The sequence below is a fragment of the Streptomyces sp. NPDC054794 genome (genome assembly GCF_053611585.1).
In genome coordinates this window covers 225,975-243,001 of the sequence record NZ_JBSHAQ010000002.1, presented here as the reverse complement: position 1 = coordinate 243,001, position 17,027 = coordinate 225,975, and the positions used below count along the sequence as shown (strand labels likewise).

At 71.1% G+C, this 17,027-nt stretch carries 16 protein-coding genes; 8 read left to right on the top strand and 8 right to left on the bottom strand.

The features are described from left to right. Positions 1 to 6: 6 nt before the first annotated feature. Genes ACWGKT_RS03230 through ACWGKT_RS03220 form a run of 3 tightly spaced genes read right to left on the bottom strand, consistent with a single transcriptional unit; the run spans position 7 to position 2,442 of the window. The gene (locus ACWGKT_RS03230; protein WP_453272247.1) at positions 7 to 1,293 is read right to left on the bottom strand and encodes an ATP-binding cassette domain-containing protein; all 1,287 of its coding nucleotides are present in this window, start codon (positions 1,291 to 1,293) and stop codon (positions 7 to 9) included. Next, a complete protein-coding gene (locus ACWGKT_RS03225) occupies positions 1,286 to 1,933 on the bottom strand; it encodes an ABC transporter permease (RefSeq protein WP_453272246.1) in 648 nt (215 codons plus the stop codon). Before ACWGKT_RS03225 ends, ACWGKT_RS03230 begins: the two co-directional genes overlap by 8 nt. A gap of 29 nt (positions 1,934 to 1,962) precedes the next feature. Beyond that, positions 1,963 to 2,442: an Lrp/AsnC family transcriptional regulator gene (locus tag ACWGKT_RS03220; protein WP_453272245.1), complete on the bottom strand. Its 480-nt coding sequence runs from the start codon at positions 2,440 to 2,442 to the stop codon at positions 1,963 to 1,965. Positions 2,443 to 2,563: 121 nt separating this feature from the next. On the opposite strand from ACWGKT_RS03220, the gene hppD reads away from it, so the two are divergent. Then, on the top strand, positions 2,564 to 3,715 hold the full coding sequence (hppD, locus tag ACWGKT_RS03215; protein WP_235452810.1) for a 4-hydroxyphenylpyruvate dioxygenase: 1,152 nt from the start codon (positions 2,564 to 2,566) through the stop codon (positions 3,713 to 3,715). 89 nt (positions 3,716 to 3,804) lie between these two features. On the opposite strand, the gene ACWGKT_RS03210 is transcribed toward hppD, so the two are convergent. Next, entirely contained in the window at positions 3,805 to 5,277 is a 1,473-nt protein-coding gene (locus ACWGKT_RS03210) for a tetratricopeptide repeat protein (RefSeq protein ID WP_453272244.1), read from the bottom strand. A 92-nt stretch (positions 5,278 to 5,369) separates the two neighbouring features. Between ACWGKT_RS03210 and ACWGKT_RS03205 the strand changes: the two genes are divergently transcribed. After that, positions 5,370 to 6,785 (top strand): FAD-binding oxidoreductase, encoded by a 1,416-nt coding sequence (locus tag ACWGKT_RS03205; protein WP_356142800.1) that lies wholly within the window; start codon positions 5,370 to 5,372, stop codon positions 6,783 to 6,785. A 77-nt stretch (positions 6,786 to 6,862) separates the two neighbouring features. Here ACWGKT_RS03205 and ACWGKT_RS03200 read toward each other — a convergent pair whose 3' ends face one another. Beyond that, positions 6,863 to 7,276, bottom strand: coding sequence for an SsgA family sporulation/cell division regulator (locus tag ACWGKT_RS03200; protein ID WP_453272243.1), 414 nt, complete (start codon positions 7,274 to 7,276; stop codon positions 6,863 to 6,865). Positions 7,277 to 7,536: 260 nt separating this feature from the next. Here ACWGKT_RS03200 and ACWGKT_RS03195 point away from each other — a divergent pair, with 260 nt between their 5' ends. After that, positions 7,537 to 9,072: an RDD family protein gene (locus tag ACWGKT_RS03195; RefSeq protein ID WP_453272242.1), complete on the top strand. Its 1,536-nt coding sequence runs from the start codon at positions 7,537 to 7,539 to the stop codon at positions 9,070 to 9,072. Positions 9,073 to 9,136: 64 nt separating this feature from the next. Beyond that, entirely contained in the window at positions 9,137 to 9,904 is a 768-nt protein-coding gene (locus ACWGKT_RS03190) for an RDD family protein (protein WP_453272241.1), read from the top strand. Between the two features lie 94 nt (positions 9,905 to 9,998). Here the strand turns inward: ACWGKT_RS03190 and ACWGKT_RS03185 are convergent, their stop codons facing one another. Beyond that, the gene (locus tag ACWGKT_RS03185; RefSeq protein ID WP_356142807.1) at positions 9,999 to 10,289 is read right to left on the bottom strand and encodes a hypothetical protein; all 291 of its coding nucleotides are present in this window, start codon (positions 10,287 to 10,289) and stop codon (positions 9,999 to 10,001) included. 407 nt (positions 10,290 to 10,696) lie between these two features. Here ACWGKT_RS03185 and ACWGKT_RS03180 point away from each other — a divergent pair, with 407 nt between their 5' ends. Both ACWGKT_RS03180 and ACWGKT_RS03175 read left to right on the top strand, forming a co-directional pair. After that, on the top strand, positions 10,697 to 13,051 hold the full coding sequence (locus tag ACWGKT_RS03180; protein ID WP_453272240.1) for an immune inhibitor A domain-containing protein: 2,355 nt from the start codon (positions 10,697 to 10,699) through the stop codon (positions 13,049 to 13,051). A 121-nt stretch (positions 13,052 to 13,172) separates the two neighbouring features. Beyond that, positions 13,173 to 13,502, top strand: coding sequence for a hypothetical protein (locus ACWGKT_RS03175; RefSeq protein WP_356142811.1), 330 nt, complete (start codon positions 13,173 to 13,175; stop codon positions 13,500 to 13,502). Positions 13,503 to 13,514: 12 nt separating this feature from the next. On the opposite strand, the gene ACWGKT_RS03170 is transcribed toward ACWGKT_RS03175, so the two are convergent. Further along, complete coding sequence (locus ACWGKT_RS03170; protein ID WP_235460948.1) at positions 13,515 to 14,099, bottom strand: isochorismatase family protein; 585 nt, start codon at positions 14,097 to 14,099, stop codon at positions 13,515 to 13,517. 128 nt (positions 14,100 to 14,227) lie between these two features. Continuing rightward, positions 14,228 to 15,574, bottom strand: a complete 1,347-nt coding sequence (locus ACWGKT_RS03165; protein ID WP_356142813.1) for a nicotinate phosphoribosyltransferase — start codon at positions 15,572 to 15,574, stop codon at positions 14,228 to 14,230. Between the two features lie 138 nt (positions 15,575 to 15,712). On the opposite strand from ACWGKT_RS03165, the gene clpS reads away from it, so the two are divergent. Both clpS and ACWGKT_RS03155 read left to right on the top strand, forming a co-directional pair. Continuing rightward, positions 15,713 to 16,030 (top strand): ATP-dependent Clp protease adapter ClpS, encoded by a 318-nt coding sequence (clpS, locus tag ACWGKT_RS03160; RefSeq protein ID WP_235460702.1) that lies wholly within the window; start codon positions 15,713 to 15,715, stop codon positions 16,028 to 16,030. A 12-nt stretch (positions 16,031 to 16,042) separates the two neighbouring features. Beyond that, positions 16,043 to 16,648 carry a DUF2017 domain-containing protein gene (locus tag ACWGKT_RS03155; RefSeq protein ID WP_235460700.1) on the top strand — a complete coding sequence of 202 codons (606 nt, stop codon included), beginning with the start codon at positions 16,043 to 16,045 and terminating at the stop codon, positions 16,646 to 16,648. The last annotated feature ends 379 nt before the right edge of the window (positions 16,649 to 17,027 follow it).

Genomic DNA, 17,027 nt, shown 5'->3' with positions numbered 1-17,027 from the left:
GAGCGGTCACCCCGTGCTCACCCCGCCGTCGCCCTCCTGCGCCGCGTGGGTCTGCCGGGCCGGTGCCCGGGCCGGCGTGTGCCGGTGTTCCAGCGCCTCCAGCCGGTCGGCCTCCAGCAGCCGGTGCACCGCGTTCGTCAGCGTCGCCATGTCGACCACGCCCGCGTACTCCCCGCCCGGCCCGGTCACCGCCGCCCGCCCCGAGCTGTCCGTCAGCACGGCCTCCAGCGCGTCCCGCAGCGTCGCGTCCCCGGGCACGGTGTCCCGCACCAGCGCGCCCGCGCGGGCCGGCGAACCCCCGGCCCGCAGCAGGTCGCCGCGCCGCAGCCACTTGTACGGGCGGCGCTGTTGGTCGAGCAGCAGGATCTCGCGCGGGCCACTGGTCCGCAGCTTGTCGAAGATCTCCTGCAGCGGGGTGTCCACGCTCACCGTCGGACAGTCGCCGAGCCTCACGTCCCGTACACGGGTGAGGTTGAGCCGCTTCAGCGCGGCCCCGGCGCCGACGAACCCGGACACGAAGTCGTCGGCGGGCTGGGTGAGGATCGCCTCCGGGGTGTCGAACTGGGCGATGTGCGAGCGTTCGCGCAGCACGGCGATGCGGTCGCCCAGCTTGATCGCCTCGTCGAAGTCGTGCGTGACGAACACGATCGTCTTGTGCAGCTCGCCCTGGAGCCGGAGCAGTTCGTCCTGCAGACGGTCACGGGTGACCGGGTCGACCGCGCCGAACGGCTCGTCCATCAGCAGCACCGGCGGATCGGCCGCCAGCGCCCGGGCCACGCCCACCCGCTGCTGCTGTCCGCCGGAGAGCTGGCGCGGATAGCGGTCGTGGAACTCGCCGGGGTCGAGCCCCACGAGGTGGAGCATCTCCTCCACCCGGCGCGCGATCCGCCCCTTCGGCCAGCCGGCCGTCCGCGGTACGAGCGCGATGTTCTGCGCGACCGTCTTGTGCGGGAACAGCCCGGACGACTGGATCGCGTAGCCGATCCTGCGGCGCAGCCGCACCGGGTCGATGCCGGTGACGTCCTCGCCGCCGATCCGGATGCGGCCGCCGGTCGGCTCGATCAGCCGGTTGATCATCTTGAGCGTCGTGGACTTCCCGCACCCCGAGGGCCCGACGAGCACGACCGTCTCGCCCGCCCGGATCGCCATGCTGACGCCGTCGACGGAGGGGCTCGTGCTGCCCGGGTACCGCTTGGTCAGGTCGTCCAGCTCGATCGTGGCGCCGTGCGAACCGCTGCCGCTGCCGCTGCCGGTGCCCTTGCCCGCGCCGCCGGCGCCGCGGGGCTCAGGCACGGATTCCCCCGGAGATCGTCAGCCGCCCGATCAGCACGCACACGGCGTCGAACAGCAGCGCCAGGACGATGATCCCGAGCGTTCCCGAGAGCACCTGGTTGAGCGCGTTCGCGCTGCCCAGCGAGGCGATCCCGCGGAAGATCTCGTTGCCCAGACCGGGCCCGGACGCGTACGCGGCGACCGCGGCGATGCCCATCAGCATCTGCGTGGAGACCCGGATGCCGGTCAGGATGGGCGGCCAGGCCAGCGGCAGTTCGACGCGTGCCAGCCGCATCGGCCGGGACATCCCGATGCCGCGCGCCGCGTCCACCAGCGCCGGATCGACGCCGCGCAGCCCGACGATCGCGTTCCGCACGACCGGCAGCAGCCCGTACAGCGTCAGCGCGATCACCGTCGGCGGCACGCCGAGACCCACGAGCGGGATGAGCAGGCCGATCAGGGCGAGCGAGGGAATGGTCAGGAAGGTCGAGGTGGTCGTGGTCGCGAGGGTGCCCGCCCACTCGTGGCCGTAGGTGAGCACACCGATCAGCACGCCCAGCACGGTCGCCACGACCATGCACTGGAAGACGACGCTCGCGTGCTGGAAGGCGTCCGTGAACAACTGCTGGTGCCGGTCGACCAGGTACTCCCAGAAGCTCACGCGCCCTCACCCCAGGTCGGCCGGGTCGGTCAGGTCCTCTCCCGGTCCTCCGCCGCCTGTTCCACCAGCGGGATGATCCGCAGCGGAACGGGGTTCTCCATGACGATCGCCGTGGAGGCCCGGACGATGCCATCAAAACCGACAACCCGGTCGATCACACGTTGGAGATCGGCGTTGGAGCGGGCCACCAGACGGCACAGCATGTCCCCGGTGCCGGTGGTGGTGTGCAGCTCCAGCACCTCCGGCACGGTCGCCAAATGCGCCCGGACGTCGGGACCTTGCCCCTGCCGGATCTGCAGCGTGGCGAAGGCCGTGACCGGGTAGCCGAGGGCCGCCGGGTCCACCTGCGGCCCGAAGCCGCGGATGACTCCGTTCGACTGAAGCCGGTCGAGCCGCGCCTGCACGGTCCCCCGGGCCACCCCCAGCCGCCGCGACATCTCCAGGACCCCGATGCGCGGCTCCTGGGCCAGCAGCACGATGATGCATCCGTCCAGATGATCGATCGCCACGACGCCTCCCGGATGGTCATCCTGTACAGATAGGCCGCCGCTTCGGCCGTACCGCTGAACACATTGCCCAGCGAAGACGCAAACTATTGCGCACCTTGCAGAGCGGGGCCACCCTTCGGCTATGACGCAGCAGACCACAGACCTCTCTCCCGCCACGACCGCCCGGCAGGCCGACCCCTTCCCGGTCAAGGGAATGGACGCGGTCGTCTTCGCCGTGGGCAACGCCAAGCAGGCGGCGCACTACTACTCCACCGCCTTCGGCATGAAGCTGGTCGCCTACTGTGGACCGGAGAACGGCACCCGCGAGACCGCGAGCTACGTCCTGGAGAACGGCTCCGCCCGCTTCGTGTTCACCTCGGTGATCAAGGCCACCACCGCCTGGGGCGAGTTCCTCGCCCGGCACGTGGCCGAGCACGGCGACGGCGTCATCGACCTGGCGATCGAGGTGCCGGACGCGCGCGCCGCGTACGCCTACGCGATCGAGCACGGCGCCCGCTCGGTGACCGAGCCGTACGAGGTGAAGGACGAGCACGGCACCGTCGTCCTCGCCGCCATCGCCACCTACGGCGAGACCCGCCACACCCTCGTCGACCGCTCCGGCTACGACGGCCCCTACCTCCCCGGCTTCGTCGCCGCGAAGCCGATGGTCGAGCCGCCCGCCCAGCGCACCTTCCAGGCCATCGACCACTGCGTGGGCAACGTCGAGCTCGGCCGGATGAACGAGTGGGTCGGCTTCTACAACAAGGTCATGGGCTTCACGAACATGAAGGAGTTCGTGGGCGACGACATCGCGACCGAGTACAGCGCGCTGATGTCGAAGGTCGTCGCCGACGGCACGCTCAAGGTCAAGTTCCCGATCAACGAGCCCGCCATCGCCAAGAAGAAGTCCCAGATCGACGAGTACCTGGAGTTCTACGGCGGCGCCGGCGTCCAGCACATCGCGCTGAACACGAACGACATCGTCCGCACGGTCCGCACCATGCGCGCGGCCGGCGTCCAGTTCCTCGACACCCCGGACTCCTACTACGACACCCTCGGCGAGTGGGTCGGCGACACCCGGGTGCCGATCGAGACGCTGCGCGAGCTGAAGATCCTCGCCGACCGCGACGAGGACGGCTACCTGCTCCAGATCTTCACCAAGCCGGTCCAGGACCGTCCGACCGTCTTCTTCGAGATCATCGAGCGGCACGGCTCCATGGGCTTCGGCAAGGGCAACTTCAAGGCCCTGTTCGAGGCGATCGAGCGCGAGCAGGAGCGACGCGGCAACCTGTGAGCTCGTAGCAGTCCTGCGGGTGCCACGGAGGGGCACCCGCAGGACGGGGGACCACCCCGCGCCCACCGGTCACGATCGCCGGTCGACGGTCACATGACATCCGGCGGCATCCCGTCCTCACCCGGCTCTCCGAGCTCCCGCAACAGCTCCCGGGCCGAGGCCGCCCGCGACGGCGAGAAGTACGGATTGATCCGCAGCGCCTGCTGAAGATGCCGTCGCGCGGACCCGTCCAGATCCAGCTCCCGCTCGATCACCCCGCGGTGATACGCGTACAGCGCGCTGAGCACCCCGCCCCCGTGCGCCTTGTCCGTCGCGATCGCCGCGAACTTCAGCGCCTGAGTGTCGTCCCCCGCCCGGTGCAGCGCCCACCCCAGCGCGTCGGCCACCTCGATACCGGGCTGCCACTCGTACTCGTCGCGCAGCCGCTCCACCGCGTCCGCCGGATCCCCGTGGTCCGCCTCCAACTGGCCGAGCAGCAGTTCGTCGTCGACACCGGCCGCCGTGTCCCGCGCGGCCCGCACCCGCACGAGCTCGTACTGGGCGCGCGCCTCCTGGCCCATGCCCAGCGACTCGTACAACTCGCCCAGTTCCAGCGTGTACTGCGGACTCGGCCGCTTGGCCAGAGCCGCCTGGTAGGCCTTCAGCGCGTCCCCGCTCCGGCCCAGCGCCGCCAGCGCCCGCCCCTGCCCGGCCCGCGCGGCCGACTGCTCCGGGTCGAGCCGTACGGCGGCCTCGAAGTGCCGCAGCGCGTCCTCCCGGTCCCCGCGCTCCCAGGCCAGCTGCCCGGACCGCTCCAGATAGCCCGCCTGCTCGGCGGGCGTGCGCGCGATCGCCGCCGCGTCCGACAGCTGGGCCGCCGCGTCCTCGCGCCAGCCGCGGTCCCGGTAGACGGCGGCGGCCTGCGCCATCACGGCCGGCCGCGCGGCGCCTCCCGGCTTCAGCGCCATCAGCTTGTCCAGCGTCTTGCGGGTCGCCTCGTAGTCGCCGAGCCCGTTGTACGCCTCGATCAGCGGCGGATACGACGTCCACCGCTTCGGCGCCGCCTTCAGCGCCTGCTCGCCCCAGTCCTTGGCCGCCGCGAAGTCCCGCCGGGCGTTCTCCAGCGCCGCCAGCCCGTCCAGGGCCTCGGCGTTCTTCTCGCCCTTCACCCGCAGCGAGCTCCGCAGCGCCCGCTCGGCCTTCGGATAGTTCGTGACGTCGGCGGTCAGCCGTCCCTGCTCCACATAGGCCGTCCCCAGCACGGCCCAGGCCATCGCGTCCCGCGGATGCGTCCGCAGACGGGCCTCGCGGTCCCCGATCGTGGCCGCGAGGGCGGACAGTGCGGCCGGCACCCCGGCGGTCACCGCCGTCAGCGCCCGCGGCGGTCCGGGGGCGGGCGCCGGCGCGGGCGGCCTGCGCGCGGGCGGCTTTTCGGGCAGCAGCATCAGCACCCCGCCGACCAGGGCAGCGGCGCCGGCGACGGCGGCCGAGGCGAGCACCACGCGCCGCAGCAGACGGGAGCGCCGCGGCCGCGCCCGCTCCGTCACCAGGGACGTACCCGGCTGGGACTGTCGGTTCTCCATGGCGCTCACTGTGCGCCAAGGCGGCGAGCTCATCCCGTCAGCCGAAGGCGGGGGCCGACGGGGTTCACACCGATGGCCCCGGGTGCGACGCTGTGATCATGAGCCGTATCGAAGCGCGTCGCGATGAAGACACTGCGGTGACCGGCGACCTCGTCGCTCGGCTGCGGGCCGGCCTGCCCGCCGAGGCGGTCGTCACCGACCCCGACGTCACGGTCTCGTACGCCAACGACATGGCGAGCTTCTGCCCGGCCGGCGCCCCGGCCGTGGTCGTCCTGCCGCGCACGGTCGAAGAGGTCCAGCACGTCATGCGCACGGCGACCGAGCTACGCGTCCCGGTCGTCCCGCAAGGAGCCCGCACCGGTCTGTCCGGCGGGGCCAACACCGCCGAGGGCTGCATCGCGCTGTCCCTCACCAAGATGGACCGCATCCTGGAGATCAGCCCGGTCGACCGGATCGCGGTGGTCGAGCCCGGCGTCGTCAACGCCACCCTCTCCCGCGCCGTCGAGGAGCACGGCCTGTGCTACCCGCCGGACCCCTCCAGCTGGGAGATGTGCACGATCGGCGGCAACATCGGGACGGCTTCGGGCGGGCTGTGCTGCGTGAAGTACGGGGTGACGGCCGAGTACGTGCTCGGCCTGGACGTCGTCCTGGCCGACGGCCGGCTGATGTCCACCGGGCGCCGTACGGCGAAGGGCGTCGCGGGCTACGACCTGACCCGCCTGTTCGTCGGTTCCGAGGGCTCGCTCGGCATCGTCGTGCGGGCCGTCCTGGCGCTGAAGCCGAAACCGCCGCAACAGCTGGTGCTCGCCGCCGAGTTCCCCTCCGCGGCCGCCGCCTGCGACGCCGTGTGCCGGATCATGTCCGGCGGCCATGTGCCGTCGCTCCTGGAACTCATGGACCGTACGACGGTCAAGGCGGTCAACGACTTCGCCCACATGGGCCTCCCGGAGTCCACCGAGGCGCTGCTGCTGGCCGCCTTCGACACGCCCGATCCGGCCCCGGACCTCGCCGCCGTGGGCGCGCTGTGCGAGGCCGCCGGCGCCACCCAGGTGGTACCGGCCGACGATGCCGCCGAGTCCGAGCTGCTGCTGCAGGCGCGGCGGCTGTCCCTGACCGCCCTGGAGGCGGTCAAGGGCACGACGATGATCGACGACGTGTGCGTGCCCCGGTCCCGGCTCGGCGAGATGCTCGAAGGCGTCGAGCGGATCGCCGAGAAGTACCGGCTCACCATCGGCGTCTGCGCGCACGCGGGCGACGGCAACACGCACCCCACCGTCTGCTTCGACGCCCAGGACGCCGAGGAGTCGCGGCGGGCCCGCGAGTCCTTCGACGAGATCATGGCCCTCGGCCTGGAACTCGGCGGCACCATCACCGGCGAACACGGCGTCGGCGTCCTGAAGAAGGAGTGGCTGGCGCGGGAGATCGGCCCGGTGGGGGTGGAGATGCAGCGGGCGGTGAAACAGGTCTTCGACCCGCTCGGCATCCTGAACCCGGGCAAGCTGTTCTGACTCCGGCTCCAGCCCCGGCTCCGGCTCTGGCTCTGGCTCTGGCTCTGGCTTTGACTCCGACTCTGGTTGCCGTCGTCTCACCGGGCGAGCAGTTGGTCGAGCACGTGGTCCATCCCCAGCTGCTCGCCCTCCGTCCCCGGGGGCACCGCCCGCAGCGTCCGCTCCAGCCAGGCGGACACCTGGGCGGTGGGCGCCTCCAGGAGGGCTTCGCCGTCGGGCGAGCTGAGCGCCATCAGGACGACGCTGCGGCCGTCCACCTTCGTCGGCCACACCCGTACGTCCCCCTGCCCGCACGGCCGGAACACCCCCTCCACGAGGAGCTCGCGGGCGAACGTCCAGTGCACGGGGTGCTCGGAGTTGATGTGGAAGGTGACGTGGACGGCGTACGGGTCGTCGGTGCGGTAGCTCAGCCGGGCCGGGACCGGGACGCTGCGCTCCGGCGACAGGACGAGCCGCAGTTCGAGCTCGCGCTCCACCACTGTGTAGTCCATGGCGTGGGTTTCCTCTCTCGGGCGGGTGTACGGGTCCCGTCGGCGGGCCCGTACGGGTGAGAGGGGGCGGGGGCGCGGGCATTACGCGGAATCGGAGAACTTTTTTCCGAGCCGGTTTCCGAACCTGTCGGACCTGTGAAGCAGGTGTACGGCGTTGCCCGGAAAGGAGTGGGTACGGCGGGACTGGCGCTGGGGGAGGTGCGGGTCTGATAGATGTGGAGGCTCCCAGACGACCCCCGAGCAGATACGGGACGACGGACATGAGCGCCCCAACCCCGGCCCCCGGCGACGACAGGCCCCGCGAAGGGTATTACCCGGACCCGTCCATTCCTGGATATGTCCGGTACTGGAACGGCGCGGCCTGGGTGCCGGGCACGAGCCGGCCGGCGCCGACGGACGGCGAACCGCTCGCCCCGCCGCCCGGCAGGCTGCCGGCGGCTCCCGTCGTGGAGGAGACGGGCCCGCACTTCTTCGACGAGGACCCGCAGCCCGCGTCTCCGGGACAGCAACCGGCCTCGGCCTGGGCGGCCGACCGGTCCCGGCAGGCCGGGTTCGGCGGCGAGCAGGACCGCCGGGTCTCCTGGGGCGCCGACCCGAGGATCCCCGCGGACCTCCCGTCCCACCCGGACGGCCACGCCCATCGCACGGACGGCACGGCGACGATCCCGCCGGCCGACCCGACCGACGTCCCCTCCGACGGCACGTTCGTGTTCCGCCGCCCCGTCCCGGGCGCCGGCTCCGGTGCCGCGGGCGTCCCCGGCCAGGGGGCGGCGGGAGCGGCCGGCGGGCCGGTGCAGGGACCCGTCGGGGTGGGTACGCCGGGAACCGCGGCCGGTACCGCGGGTGTTGGCGGGGCGGGCTCGGGCGGCGGCGGCGCGGGCAATGCCGGTCGGCCCGGCTTCGGAGCGGGGAAGGCGGCGGCCCGCGCCGCGGCGGCCCAGGCGCAGTCCGAGGCCCAGGCGGCGCCGGGGCAGGCGCAGTCCGGGATGCCGGGGCAGGTGGCGGGGGGAGTCCCGCAGGCCGGGCAGCCCTCCGGTGCGGCGTCGCCCATGTCGCCCGCCGCGCCGTCCGTGCCCCAGCAGTCGGCGGCGGTGCCTCCCCCGCAGTCAGGGGCCGGTGCCCCGATGCAGGCCGGTTCCGGGGCTCCCGCGCAGGCAGGTTCGGCCACGCCCGTGACCTCCGGTTCCGGTGGCGGGCAGTCGTCCTGGGCCCAGCAGGTGCACCGGCTCGCGGGCGCGGGCGACGAGCAGCCCGTGGCCCCGTGGAAGCCGCCGGTGGAGGACCCGTTCCAGGCGATGGCACGGCGGCAGGCGGCGGCGCGACCCGCGGGCCTCGGCAAGCGGCTGCTCGCCCGGCTCATCGACACCCTGGTCGTCGGCGGTGTGACCGCGGCGGCGGCCCTGCCGTTCGCCGGCCGGACGATCGACCACGTCCAGGAGAAGATCGACGCGGCCGAGCTCTCCGGTCGTACCGTCACCGTCTGGCTGCTCGACGGCACGACGGGCGCGTACCTCGGCATCGTCCTCGCCGTCCTCCTCGTCACCGGCCTTCTCTACGAGGTGCTGCCCACCGCCAAGTGGGGCCGCACCCTGGGCAAGAGGCTGTGCGGTGTGGCGGTGCGGGACATCGAGGGCCACGAGCCGCCGACCTTCGGCCTGTCCCTGCGCCGCTGGTTCGTGTACACCGTCCCCGGCCTGCTCGGCATCGGCGTCGTCGGCATCCTCTGGTGTCTGTTCGACCGCCCCTGGCACCAGTGCTGGCACGACAAGGCGGCGCACACCTTCGTCGCCGGCTGAGTTCCGTCCCCCGTACGGATGCCCGTGGGATGCGGAGCCCGAGGGTTCGCGGTCCACTCGGGCCATGAGTACCGAACCGCCCCCCGGCTCCGGAGAGCAGCCCCCGGAAGACGACCCGTTCATCAAACGGCCCCCGTCGGGCCAGGGTTCGGGCTCGCCGTACGACACCCCGCCCGGCGGCGGTACTCCGCCCGGCGGCCAGGGCGGCGAACCCCCGCCCTGGGGCGGTCCGGGCGGCCAGCCGCCGCCCCCGGGCGGGCCCCCACCTCCAGGCGGGCCTCCTCCGGGAGGACCTCCACCCCCCGGTGGGCCTCCTCCGGGCGGCCCCCCACCCCCCGGCAGCCCCTACGGAGGCGGCGGTTACCCCGCCGACCCCCTCGCCGGTATGCCCCCGCTCGCCGACAGCGGCAAGCGCACGCTCGCCCGGATCATCGACATGATCCTGGTGGGCATTGTCGTCTGGCTGCTCACCCTGGCCTTCGGGGTCCGCGAGTACACCATGACCGGCGACCGGATCGAGGTCACCAAGTCGTTCGCGCAGTCGCTCATCGCGGCCGTGCTCTTCGTCGCCTACGACACCGTCCTGATCGCCAGGACCGGACAGACGCTCGGCAAGAAGTGGCTGGGCATGCGCGTGGCCAACCTCGACGACGGCTCCACGCCCTCCACCCAGACCTCGCTGGTCCGCGCGCTCGTGCTGTGGATCCCGTTCGCGTTCTGCTGCGCCTGCATCTGGACCGCGATCGCGGGCGGCTGGAGCTACTTCGACCGGCCCTACAAGCAGGGCGTGCACGACAAGGCGGCCAAGACGGTGGTGGTCAGCACCACGTGAGCCGAGCGGTGCGAGCCGAGCGGTGCGAGCCGAACACAGGGGCGACAGCAGGCGGCGGGTCCGTAAGTCTCACGGACCCGCCGTCTCGCGTGCGTCAGGGAGCGGTCGGCTCCCGTATCGGCTCGACCGCGGCGGCCACGGGCTCCCGGGGAGCCGGCACCCGCTCCTCGGGGGCCGGCGCCGCGGCCTGGTCCGCCGGAACGAGCGTGCGTGGCCCGGGCAGGGGCACCGTCATGGCGACCAGCAGTCCCAGGGCGAGCGCGGCGAGGGCGATGACCGTGATCCCCAGACCCGAACTCGTCTGAGACAGCAGCAGCATGGCGAGCGTCGAGAAGATCACGGTGCACGAACCGTAGGCGAGCTGTGCGGCAGTCGGACGAGGCATGGCAATCGTGTCCTCGGAAGATATTGGGGGTGAGACGGGTAACCGGCCTGGCTTTCCGCCGACTTCCGGGCGTTCCACCATTCGACTCTAATCGCGTGCATGCCCGAGAGGAACCGCCGGTAAGCGTGACCTAACCCACGGTACCGGTGCATCGGGGGCGCACGGAGTCATGGCGTCCACCAGGCGGACAGGCTCGCGCGCCGGTCGAGTCGTACGCGAGGTGGTGTTCGCAAAGCGAACGCCGTCTCCGCATAGTGCACTTGATGTGGCCAAGTCAAGGTCTGTCTTTTCTCGTAAACCTCTAGTCAAATGTCGTCACTTGATTACAACGCGTTGATCGTGCGCGCACGGACCCTCCAAGACCAGGATCCCTCTTCCCGTGCGCGCGGCGCGGGGGAGGAACTCAAGTGATCAGTAGAACCTGGCAGTTCAGAGCGGCCGCGATCGGCGTCGCGCTCGCGGCGGCCTCGGCCACGTTCTCGACCTTCGCGGTCGCGGAGGCGAGCACGACAGCCAAGTCCGCCCCGGTTCACCGGCACGACCCGGCGCCGGTGAAGCAGCAGGAGCACAACCTCGACGGTCCACTCAGCAAGACCCAGGAGGCCCAGCGCCAGGAGGCGCTGAACCAGGTCATATCCGGTGAGGCCAAGGTCAAGGACCGCAACGGTTCGCAGGTCGTCCAGCTCAAGAGCAAGAAGGGCGACAGCAAGTTCGTCGAACTCGGCCGCGAGAAGACCGACAAGATCTTCACGATCCTCGTCGAGTTCGGCGACCAGACCGACCCGAAGTACGGCGGTACGGCAGGCCCGCTGCACAACAAGATAGCCGCGCCGGACCGGGCCAAGGACAACTCGACGGCCTGGCAGAAGGACTACAACAAGAAGCACTTCCAGGACCTCTACTTCGGCACCGGCAAGAACGTCGAGTCGATGAAGAAGTTCTACGAGAAGGAGTCCTCGGGCCGCTACTCGGTCGACGGCGAGGTCGCCGACTGGGTCAAGGTCCCGTACAACGAGGCCCGTTACGGCAACAACGCCTGCGGCTCCACCAACTGCCCGAGCGTGTGGAACGTCGTCAGCGACGGTCTGAACTCCTGGGTCGCCCAGCAGAAGGCGGCCGGCCGCACCGACGCCCAGATCAAGGCGGACGTGGCGAAGTTCGACCAGTGGGACCGCTACGACTTCGACGGCGACGGCAACTTCAACGAGCCCGACGGCTACATCGACCACTTCCAGATCGTGCACGCCGGTGAGGACGAGTCCGCGGGCGGCGGCGTCCAGGGCAAGGACGCGATCTGGGCCCACCGCTGGTACGCGTTCGGCACCGACGCCGGCGCCACCGGCCCCACGGGCAACAAGCTGGGCGGCGCGCAGATCGGCGACACCGGCATCTGGGTCGGCGACTACACCATCCAGCCGGAGAACGGCGGACTCGGCGTCTTCGCCCACGAGTACGGCCACGACCTCGGTCTGCCGGACCACTACGACACCACCGGCAACGGGGACAACTCCACCGGCTTCTGGACGCTGATGTCCTCCGGCTCCTGGCTCGGCCGGGGCAAGGACTCCATCGGTGACCTGCCGGGCGACTTCAGCGCCTGGGACAAGCTGCAGCTCGGCTGGCTGAACTACGACACGGCCAAGGCCGGCAAGCAGTCCACGCACAAGCTGGGCGTCGCCGAGTACAACACCTGGGACAAGCAGGCCCTCGTGGTCAACCTGCCGGACAAGGCGGTCACCACCACCATCGTGAACCCGGCCCAGGGTTCGACGCAGTGGTGGAGCGGCAGCGGTGACAACCTCAAGAACACGCTGACCCGTTCCGTCGACCTCACCGGCAAGTCCTCGGCCACGCTGTCCCTGGACGGCTGGTACGACATCGAGGCCAACTACGACTACCTCTACACCGAGGTGTCGACCGACGGCGGTGCCAACTGGACCGCGATCGACGGCACGGTGGACGGCCAGGCCATCCCGCGCGACGCCAGCGGCGCCCCGGCGCTGACCGGCACGCTCGACGGCTACAAGAAGCTGTCGTACTCGCTGGACGCCTACGCGGGCAAGAAGATCGACGTCCGCTTCCGCTACGCGACCGACGGTGGCGTGGCCCAGAAGGGCTTCGCGGCCGACGAGATCACGCTGACCGCCGACGGCGCGACCGTGTTCTCCGACAACGCCGAGTCCGCGGACGCCGCTTGGACCGCGAACGGCTTCTCCCGCATCGGCGCGTCCTTCACCAAGGACTACGCGCAGTACTACATCGCGGAGAACCGCCAGTACGTGTCGTACGACAAGACCCTCAAGGTCGGCCCGTACAACTTCGGCTTCTCGACGACCCGTCCGGACTGGGTGGAGCACTACCCGTACCAGAACGGTCTGCTGATCTGGAAGTGGGACACCTCCCAGGCGGACAACAACACCAGCGTCCACCCGGGCGTCGGCCTGGTCCTCCCGGTCGACTCGCACCCGACGGCGCTGAAGTGGGCCGACGGCACCCTGATGCGCAACCGCATCCAGGCGTACGACTCGCCGTTCAGCCTGTACGGCACGGACGGCATGACGCTGCACCTGGCGGACAAGGCGACCAAGATCAAGTCGTCGAAGGGTGTGTCGGTCTTCAACGACCACACGAGCACCTACTACGACGAGTCGAACCCGACCGGTGGCGTCAAGATCACTGACACCGACACCAAGATCAAGATTGTCAAGGAGGCCAAGAACGGCTCCACGATCTTCCTCCAGGTCGGTCCTGCGGTGAAGTAGTCCACGTTTTTGCAGGTCAGAAGCGTATCGGCGGTGACCCCCTGGCGGGTCGCCGCCGATCGTGTTTAGGTGCGTCCTGTGGATCCCTTATTGACACTGACGCACACGGGGGTGTGACCGCATGGCCGCAGGAGGTTTCTGCAAGCTGCCGAACGGCACGGTGGTGGTGGCGCTGAATCTGCCCCGCCCCGCCGCCGACGGTTCCGGCAGCGTGCGCGTACTCGTGCACGCCCAGAACCGGGCGCGAGCCCTGACCAGGCTGCGCAATCTCGGCATGCGCGCGGTCTACCTGCGGGGCAACGCGGCCCCGCCCACCCCGGACGAGATCACCGCGGTCCTGCACCACCCGGACGGCCTGATATGGCGTACGGCTCCCGACAACGGTGTCTCCACCACGGAGCTGTGGCGCCCCATCCGGAGTCTGATCAGGCCGCCCGTGGCCCCGGTGTAGGCGGCTCGGCTCTCAGACGACCGGCTTGCCCGAGAGCTCGACGCCCGCCGCCCGCAGTTCCTCCAGGGCGCGCCCCGTGGTCTCCTCGGACACCCCGGCGGTCAGGTCCAGCAGGACGTGCGTACGGAAGCCCTCGCGCACGGCGTCCAGCGCGGTGGCGCGCACACAGTGGTCCGTGGCGATGCCGACCACGTCCACCTCGTCGACCTGCCGTGCCCGCAGCCAGTCGCCGAGCGGGACCCCGTTCTCGTCCCGGCCCTCGAACCCGCTGTAGGCCGCCGCGTAGGCCCCCTTGTCGAACACCGCGTCGACCGACCCGGAGGCGACCGCGGGCGCGAAGTTCGGGTGGAAGCCGACGCCCTCCGTACCGGCGACGCAGTGTGCGGGCCAGGTGCGGACGTAGTCGGGGTTGTCGGCGAAGTGGCCACCGGGCGCGATGTGGTGGTCGCGCGTGGCCACCACGTGCCGGTATCCGGCGGGCGCCTGCCCGATCAGCTCGGTGATGGCGGCGGCCACGTCGGCGCCGCCGGCCACCGCGAGGCTGCCCCCCTCGCAGAAGTCGTTCTGCACGTCGACGACGATCAAGGCGCGGCGCATGGTGGGTGTCCTTCGGCTATGGGATCTCGTGGTGAAGGCTGCGGGCCCGGCCGTGAACTTCCGAGCCTAGAGAGTTACGGGGGCGTAGGGGAGGGGGCCTTCGGGGGCGCTTACGGCGGGCACCTGCTCTAGCTACCCGAGCGCCCCTGGACGTACTCCGTCGCGAGGACCGGTTCACCCCGCGACAGCTGGGTGGCGGACAGGGGCAGATCGGCCCGGGCGGCGGCGTGCCGGTCGCGCGCCGCGTCCAGCGGCTCGCGGGCGACGATCTCGCCGCCCTTGACCAGCTCGACCAGGAGCTGGTGCTCCGCCAGGTCCGGGGGCACCGCTCCGGTGCCGATGACCTCGGCCTCCGCCACGCCGTACGCGTCGAGCCGGCGCGCGGCCCACTTGCGCCCGCCGACGGACGTCTTGCCGCCGGTGGACCTCTTCGCCACCGGCACCAGCGGCGCCGTCGGGTCGGCGGACTCGGCGCGCGCGACCAGCTTGTAGACCATCGAGCAGGTCGGGTGCCCGGAGCCGGTCACCAGCTGCGTACCCACGCCGTACGCGTCCACCGGCGCCGCGGCCAGCGAGGCGATGGCGTACTCGTCGAGGTCGGAGGTCACGATGATCTTCGTGTCGACGGCGCCCAGCTCGTTCAGCTGCTGCCGCACGCGGTGCGCGACCAGCAGCAGGTCGCCGGAGTCGATGCGCACCGCGCCCAGCTCCGGCCCGGCCACCTCGACGGCCGTCCGGACGGCCTCGGCGACGTCGTAGGTGTCCACGAGCAGCGTGGTGCCCCGGCCCAGCGAGTCGATCTGGGCCTGGAACGCGTCCCGCTCGCGGTTGTGCAGCAGGGTGAAGGCGTGCGCGGACGTGCCCACCGTCGGGATGCCGTAGCGGAAGCCGGCGGCCAGGTCGGAGGTGCTCGCGAAGCCGCCGATGTAGGCGGCCCGCGAGGCGGCGACGGCGGCCAGCTCGTGGGTGCGGCGGGCGCCCATCTCGACCAGCGGGCGGCCGGCCGCGGCGGAGGACATGCGCGAGGCGGCGGCCGCGATGGCCGAGTCGTGGTTGAGGACGGAGAGGATCACCGTCTCCAGCAGCACGCACTCCCCGAACGAGCCCTCGACCCGCAGGATCGGCGAGCCTGGGAAGTACACCTCGCCCTCCGGGTAGCCCCAGATGTCACCGCCGAAGCGATAGTCGGCCAGCCACTGCAGGGTCGCCTCGTCGACGATCTTCCGCTCCCGCAGGAAGTCGAGGACGCGGGCGTCGAACCGGAAGTTCGCCACCGCGTCCAGCACCCGTCCGGTGCCCGCCACGACGCCGTACCGCCGCCCCTCCGGCAGCCGCCGGGTGAAGACCTCGAACACGCTGCGCCGTTCGGCCGTACCCGCCTTCAGCGCGGCCCGCAGCATCGTCAGCTCGTACTGGTCCGTGAAGAGCGCCGTCGAAGGGACATCCACCGGCAGCCCAAGGTCCGCCACGCTCACTAAACCTCACCTGGCCCATTAGTTTCCGGGTCCCCGGCCCGGCCGGGGGTCCGGGGGTTGTCCCCCCGGTGTATGGAGCATGGCAATGCATGCTACGCCCATTTCGTCAGTGTGACGATTTATCGCGTGCGTGGCAGCATGGGCCATGTGACGTCACCCGCTCCCGTAGAGATCGAACGCACCGAGTCGGCGGAGGAGGTCTTCGCCGTCCCCGAGCCGGACGTCCCCTGGGTCACGATCGTCCACAATGACCCGGTCAACCTCATGAGCTATGTGACGTACGTCTTCCAGACGTACTTCGGCTACACCAAGGACAAGGCCCACAAGCTCATGCTCGATGTCCACCACAAGGGCCGGGCGGTCGTCTCCAGTGGCAGTCGCGAGGAGATGGAACGCGACGTGCAGGCCATGCACGGCTACGGTCTGTGGGCCACCCTCCAGCAGGACCGGAAGTAGCGAATCGCCTCCATGTCAGGAACCTTCGAACCGCTCCCCGGCGGCGGCGCGGCCGTCGCCCTGGACGACGTAGAGATCTCCATCATCCGGTCGCTGGCCGTGCAGCTCATGGAGCTCATCGGCCCCGGCCCCGCCGAGGACGCCCCCGCGGACCCGCTCGCCGAGCTGTTCGCCGAGGGTCCGAGCGAGCCGCCCGCCGACCCGGTGCTGCGCCGCCTCTTCCCGGACGCCTACTGCGACCCGGAACGGGTCCCGGACTCGCCGGGGGAGGCCGAGGAGCAGCAGGCCCACTCGGCCGAGTTCCGCCGCTACACCGAGAACGACCTGCGGGCCGGCAAGCGGGAGAACGCCCTCATGGTGATCCGCTCGCTGGACGCGCTGTCCCCGGTGGGCGAGGGGAGCGCGGTCCTCAAGCTCTCCCCCGAGGAGTCCCGGCAGTGGCTGGGCGCGCTCAACGACCTGCGCCTGGCGATCGGCTCCCGGCTGGAGATCGTCGGCGAGGACGACACCGAGCTGCTCTACCGGCTGCCGGACGAGGACCCGCGCAAGCCGATGGTGATGGCGTACCTGTGGCTGGGCGGCCTCCAGGAGAGTCTCGTCGAGACCCTCATGCCGTAATCCCGATGCCGTAATCCCGGCCCGGAATTTCTCGCACGGATCACGACGTCCCTGATGTCGTGATCCGTCCCGGTTTCGCGTTCGCTCAGAGGACGCTCAAATCCGGATAACGATCCCGTCACCGTTGCGGCCTGGTATGCACCCACTGGGCGTTTTTTGTCCGGTTCTTCCTGTGTCGTGCGCCACAGGCGGCCCCGCCGATCATTGTTGCGGCCGTGATAAATCTTCACGACCGCCCGGCGAACACCACCCATGTTCGGCCGGGTGCGCCACCGAGCCGGCGACCGCCGGCCAGGCACGGGCAGGCTCGCGAAGCACGCCCCGCTCCATCAATCCGGGGGGATCGAAACCCGATCCGAGGCCGACGAAAGGCCCGGTT

Excerpts from the sequence above, each read along its gene's own strand:
- hppD (WP_235452810.1), top strand. The coding sequence starts at position 2,564 with ATGACGCAGCAGACCACAGACCTCTCTCCCGCCACGACCGCCCGGCAG.
- ACWGKT_RS03210 (WP_453272244.1), bottom strand. The coding sequence starts at position 5,277 with ATGGAGAACCGACAGTCCCAGCCGGGTACGTCCCTGGTGACGGAGCGG.
- ACWGKT_RS03200 (WP_453272243.1), bottom strand. The coding sequence starts at position 7,276 with ATGGACTACACAGTGGTGGAGCGCGAGCTCGAACTGCGGCTCGTCCTG.
- ACWGKT_RS03195 (WP_453272242.1), top strand. The coding sequence starts at position 7,537 with ATGAGCGCCCCAACCCCGGCCCCCGGCGACGACAGGCCCCGCGAAGGG.
- ACWGKT_RS03190 (WP_453272241.1), top strand. The coding sequence starts at position 9,137 with ATGAGTACCGAACCGCCCCCCGGCTCCGGAGAGCAGCCCCCGGAAGAC.
- ACWGKT_RS03185 (WP_356142807.1), bottom strand. The coding sequence starts at position 10,289 with ATGCCTCGTCCGACTGCCGCACAGCTCGCCTACGGTTCGTGCACCGTG.
- ACWGKT_RS03175 (WP_356142811.1), top strand. The coding sequence starts at position 13,173 with ATGGCCGCAGGAGGTTTCTGCAAGCTGCCGAACGGCACGGTGGTGGTG.
- ACWGKT_RS03170 (WP_235460948.1), bottom strand. The coding sequence starts at position 14,099 with ATGCGCCGCGCCTTGATCGTCGTCGACGTGCAGAACGACTTCTGCGAG.
- clpS (WP_235460702.1), top strand. The coding sequence starts at position 15,713 with ATGGGCCATGTGACGTCACCCGCTCCCGTAGAGATCGAACGCACCGAG.
- ACWGKT_RS03155 (WP_235460700.1), top strand. The coding sequence starts at position 16,043 with ATGTCAGGAACCTTCGAACCGCTCCCCGGCGGCGGCGCGGCCGTCGCC.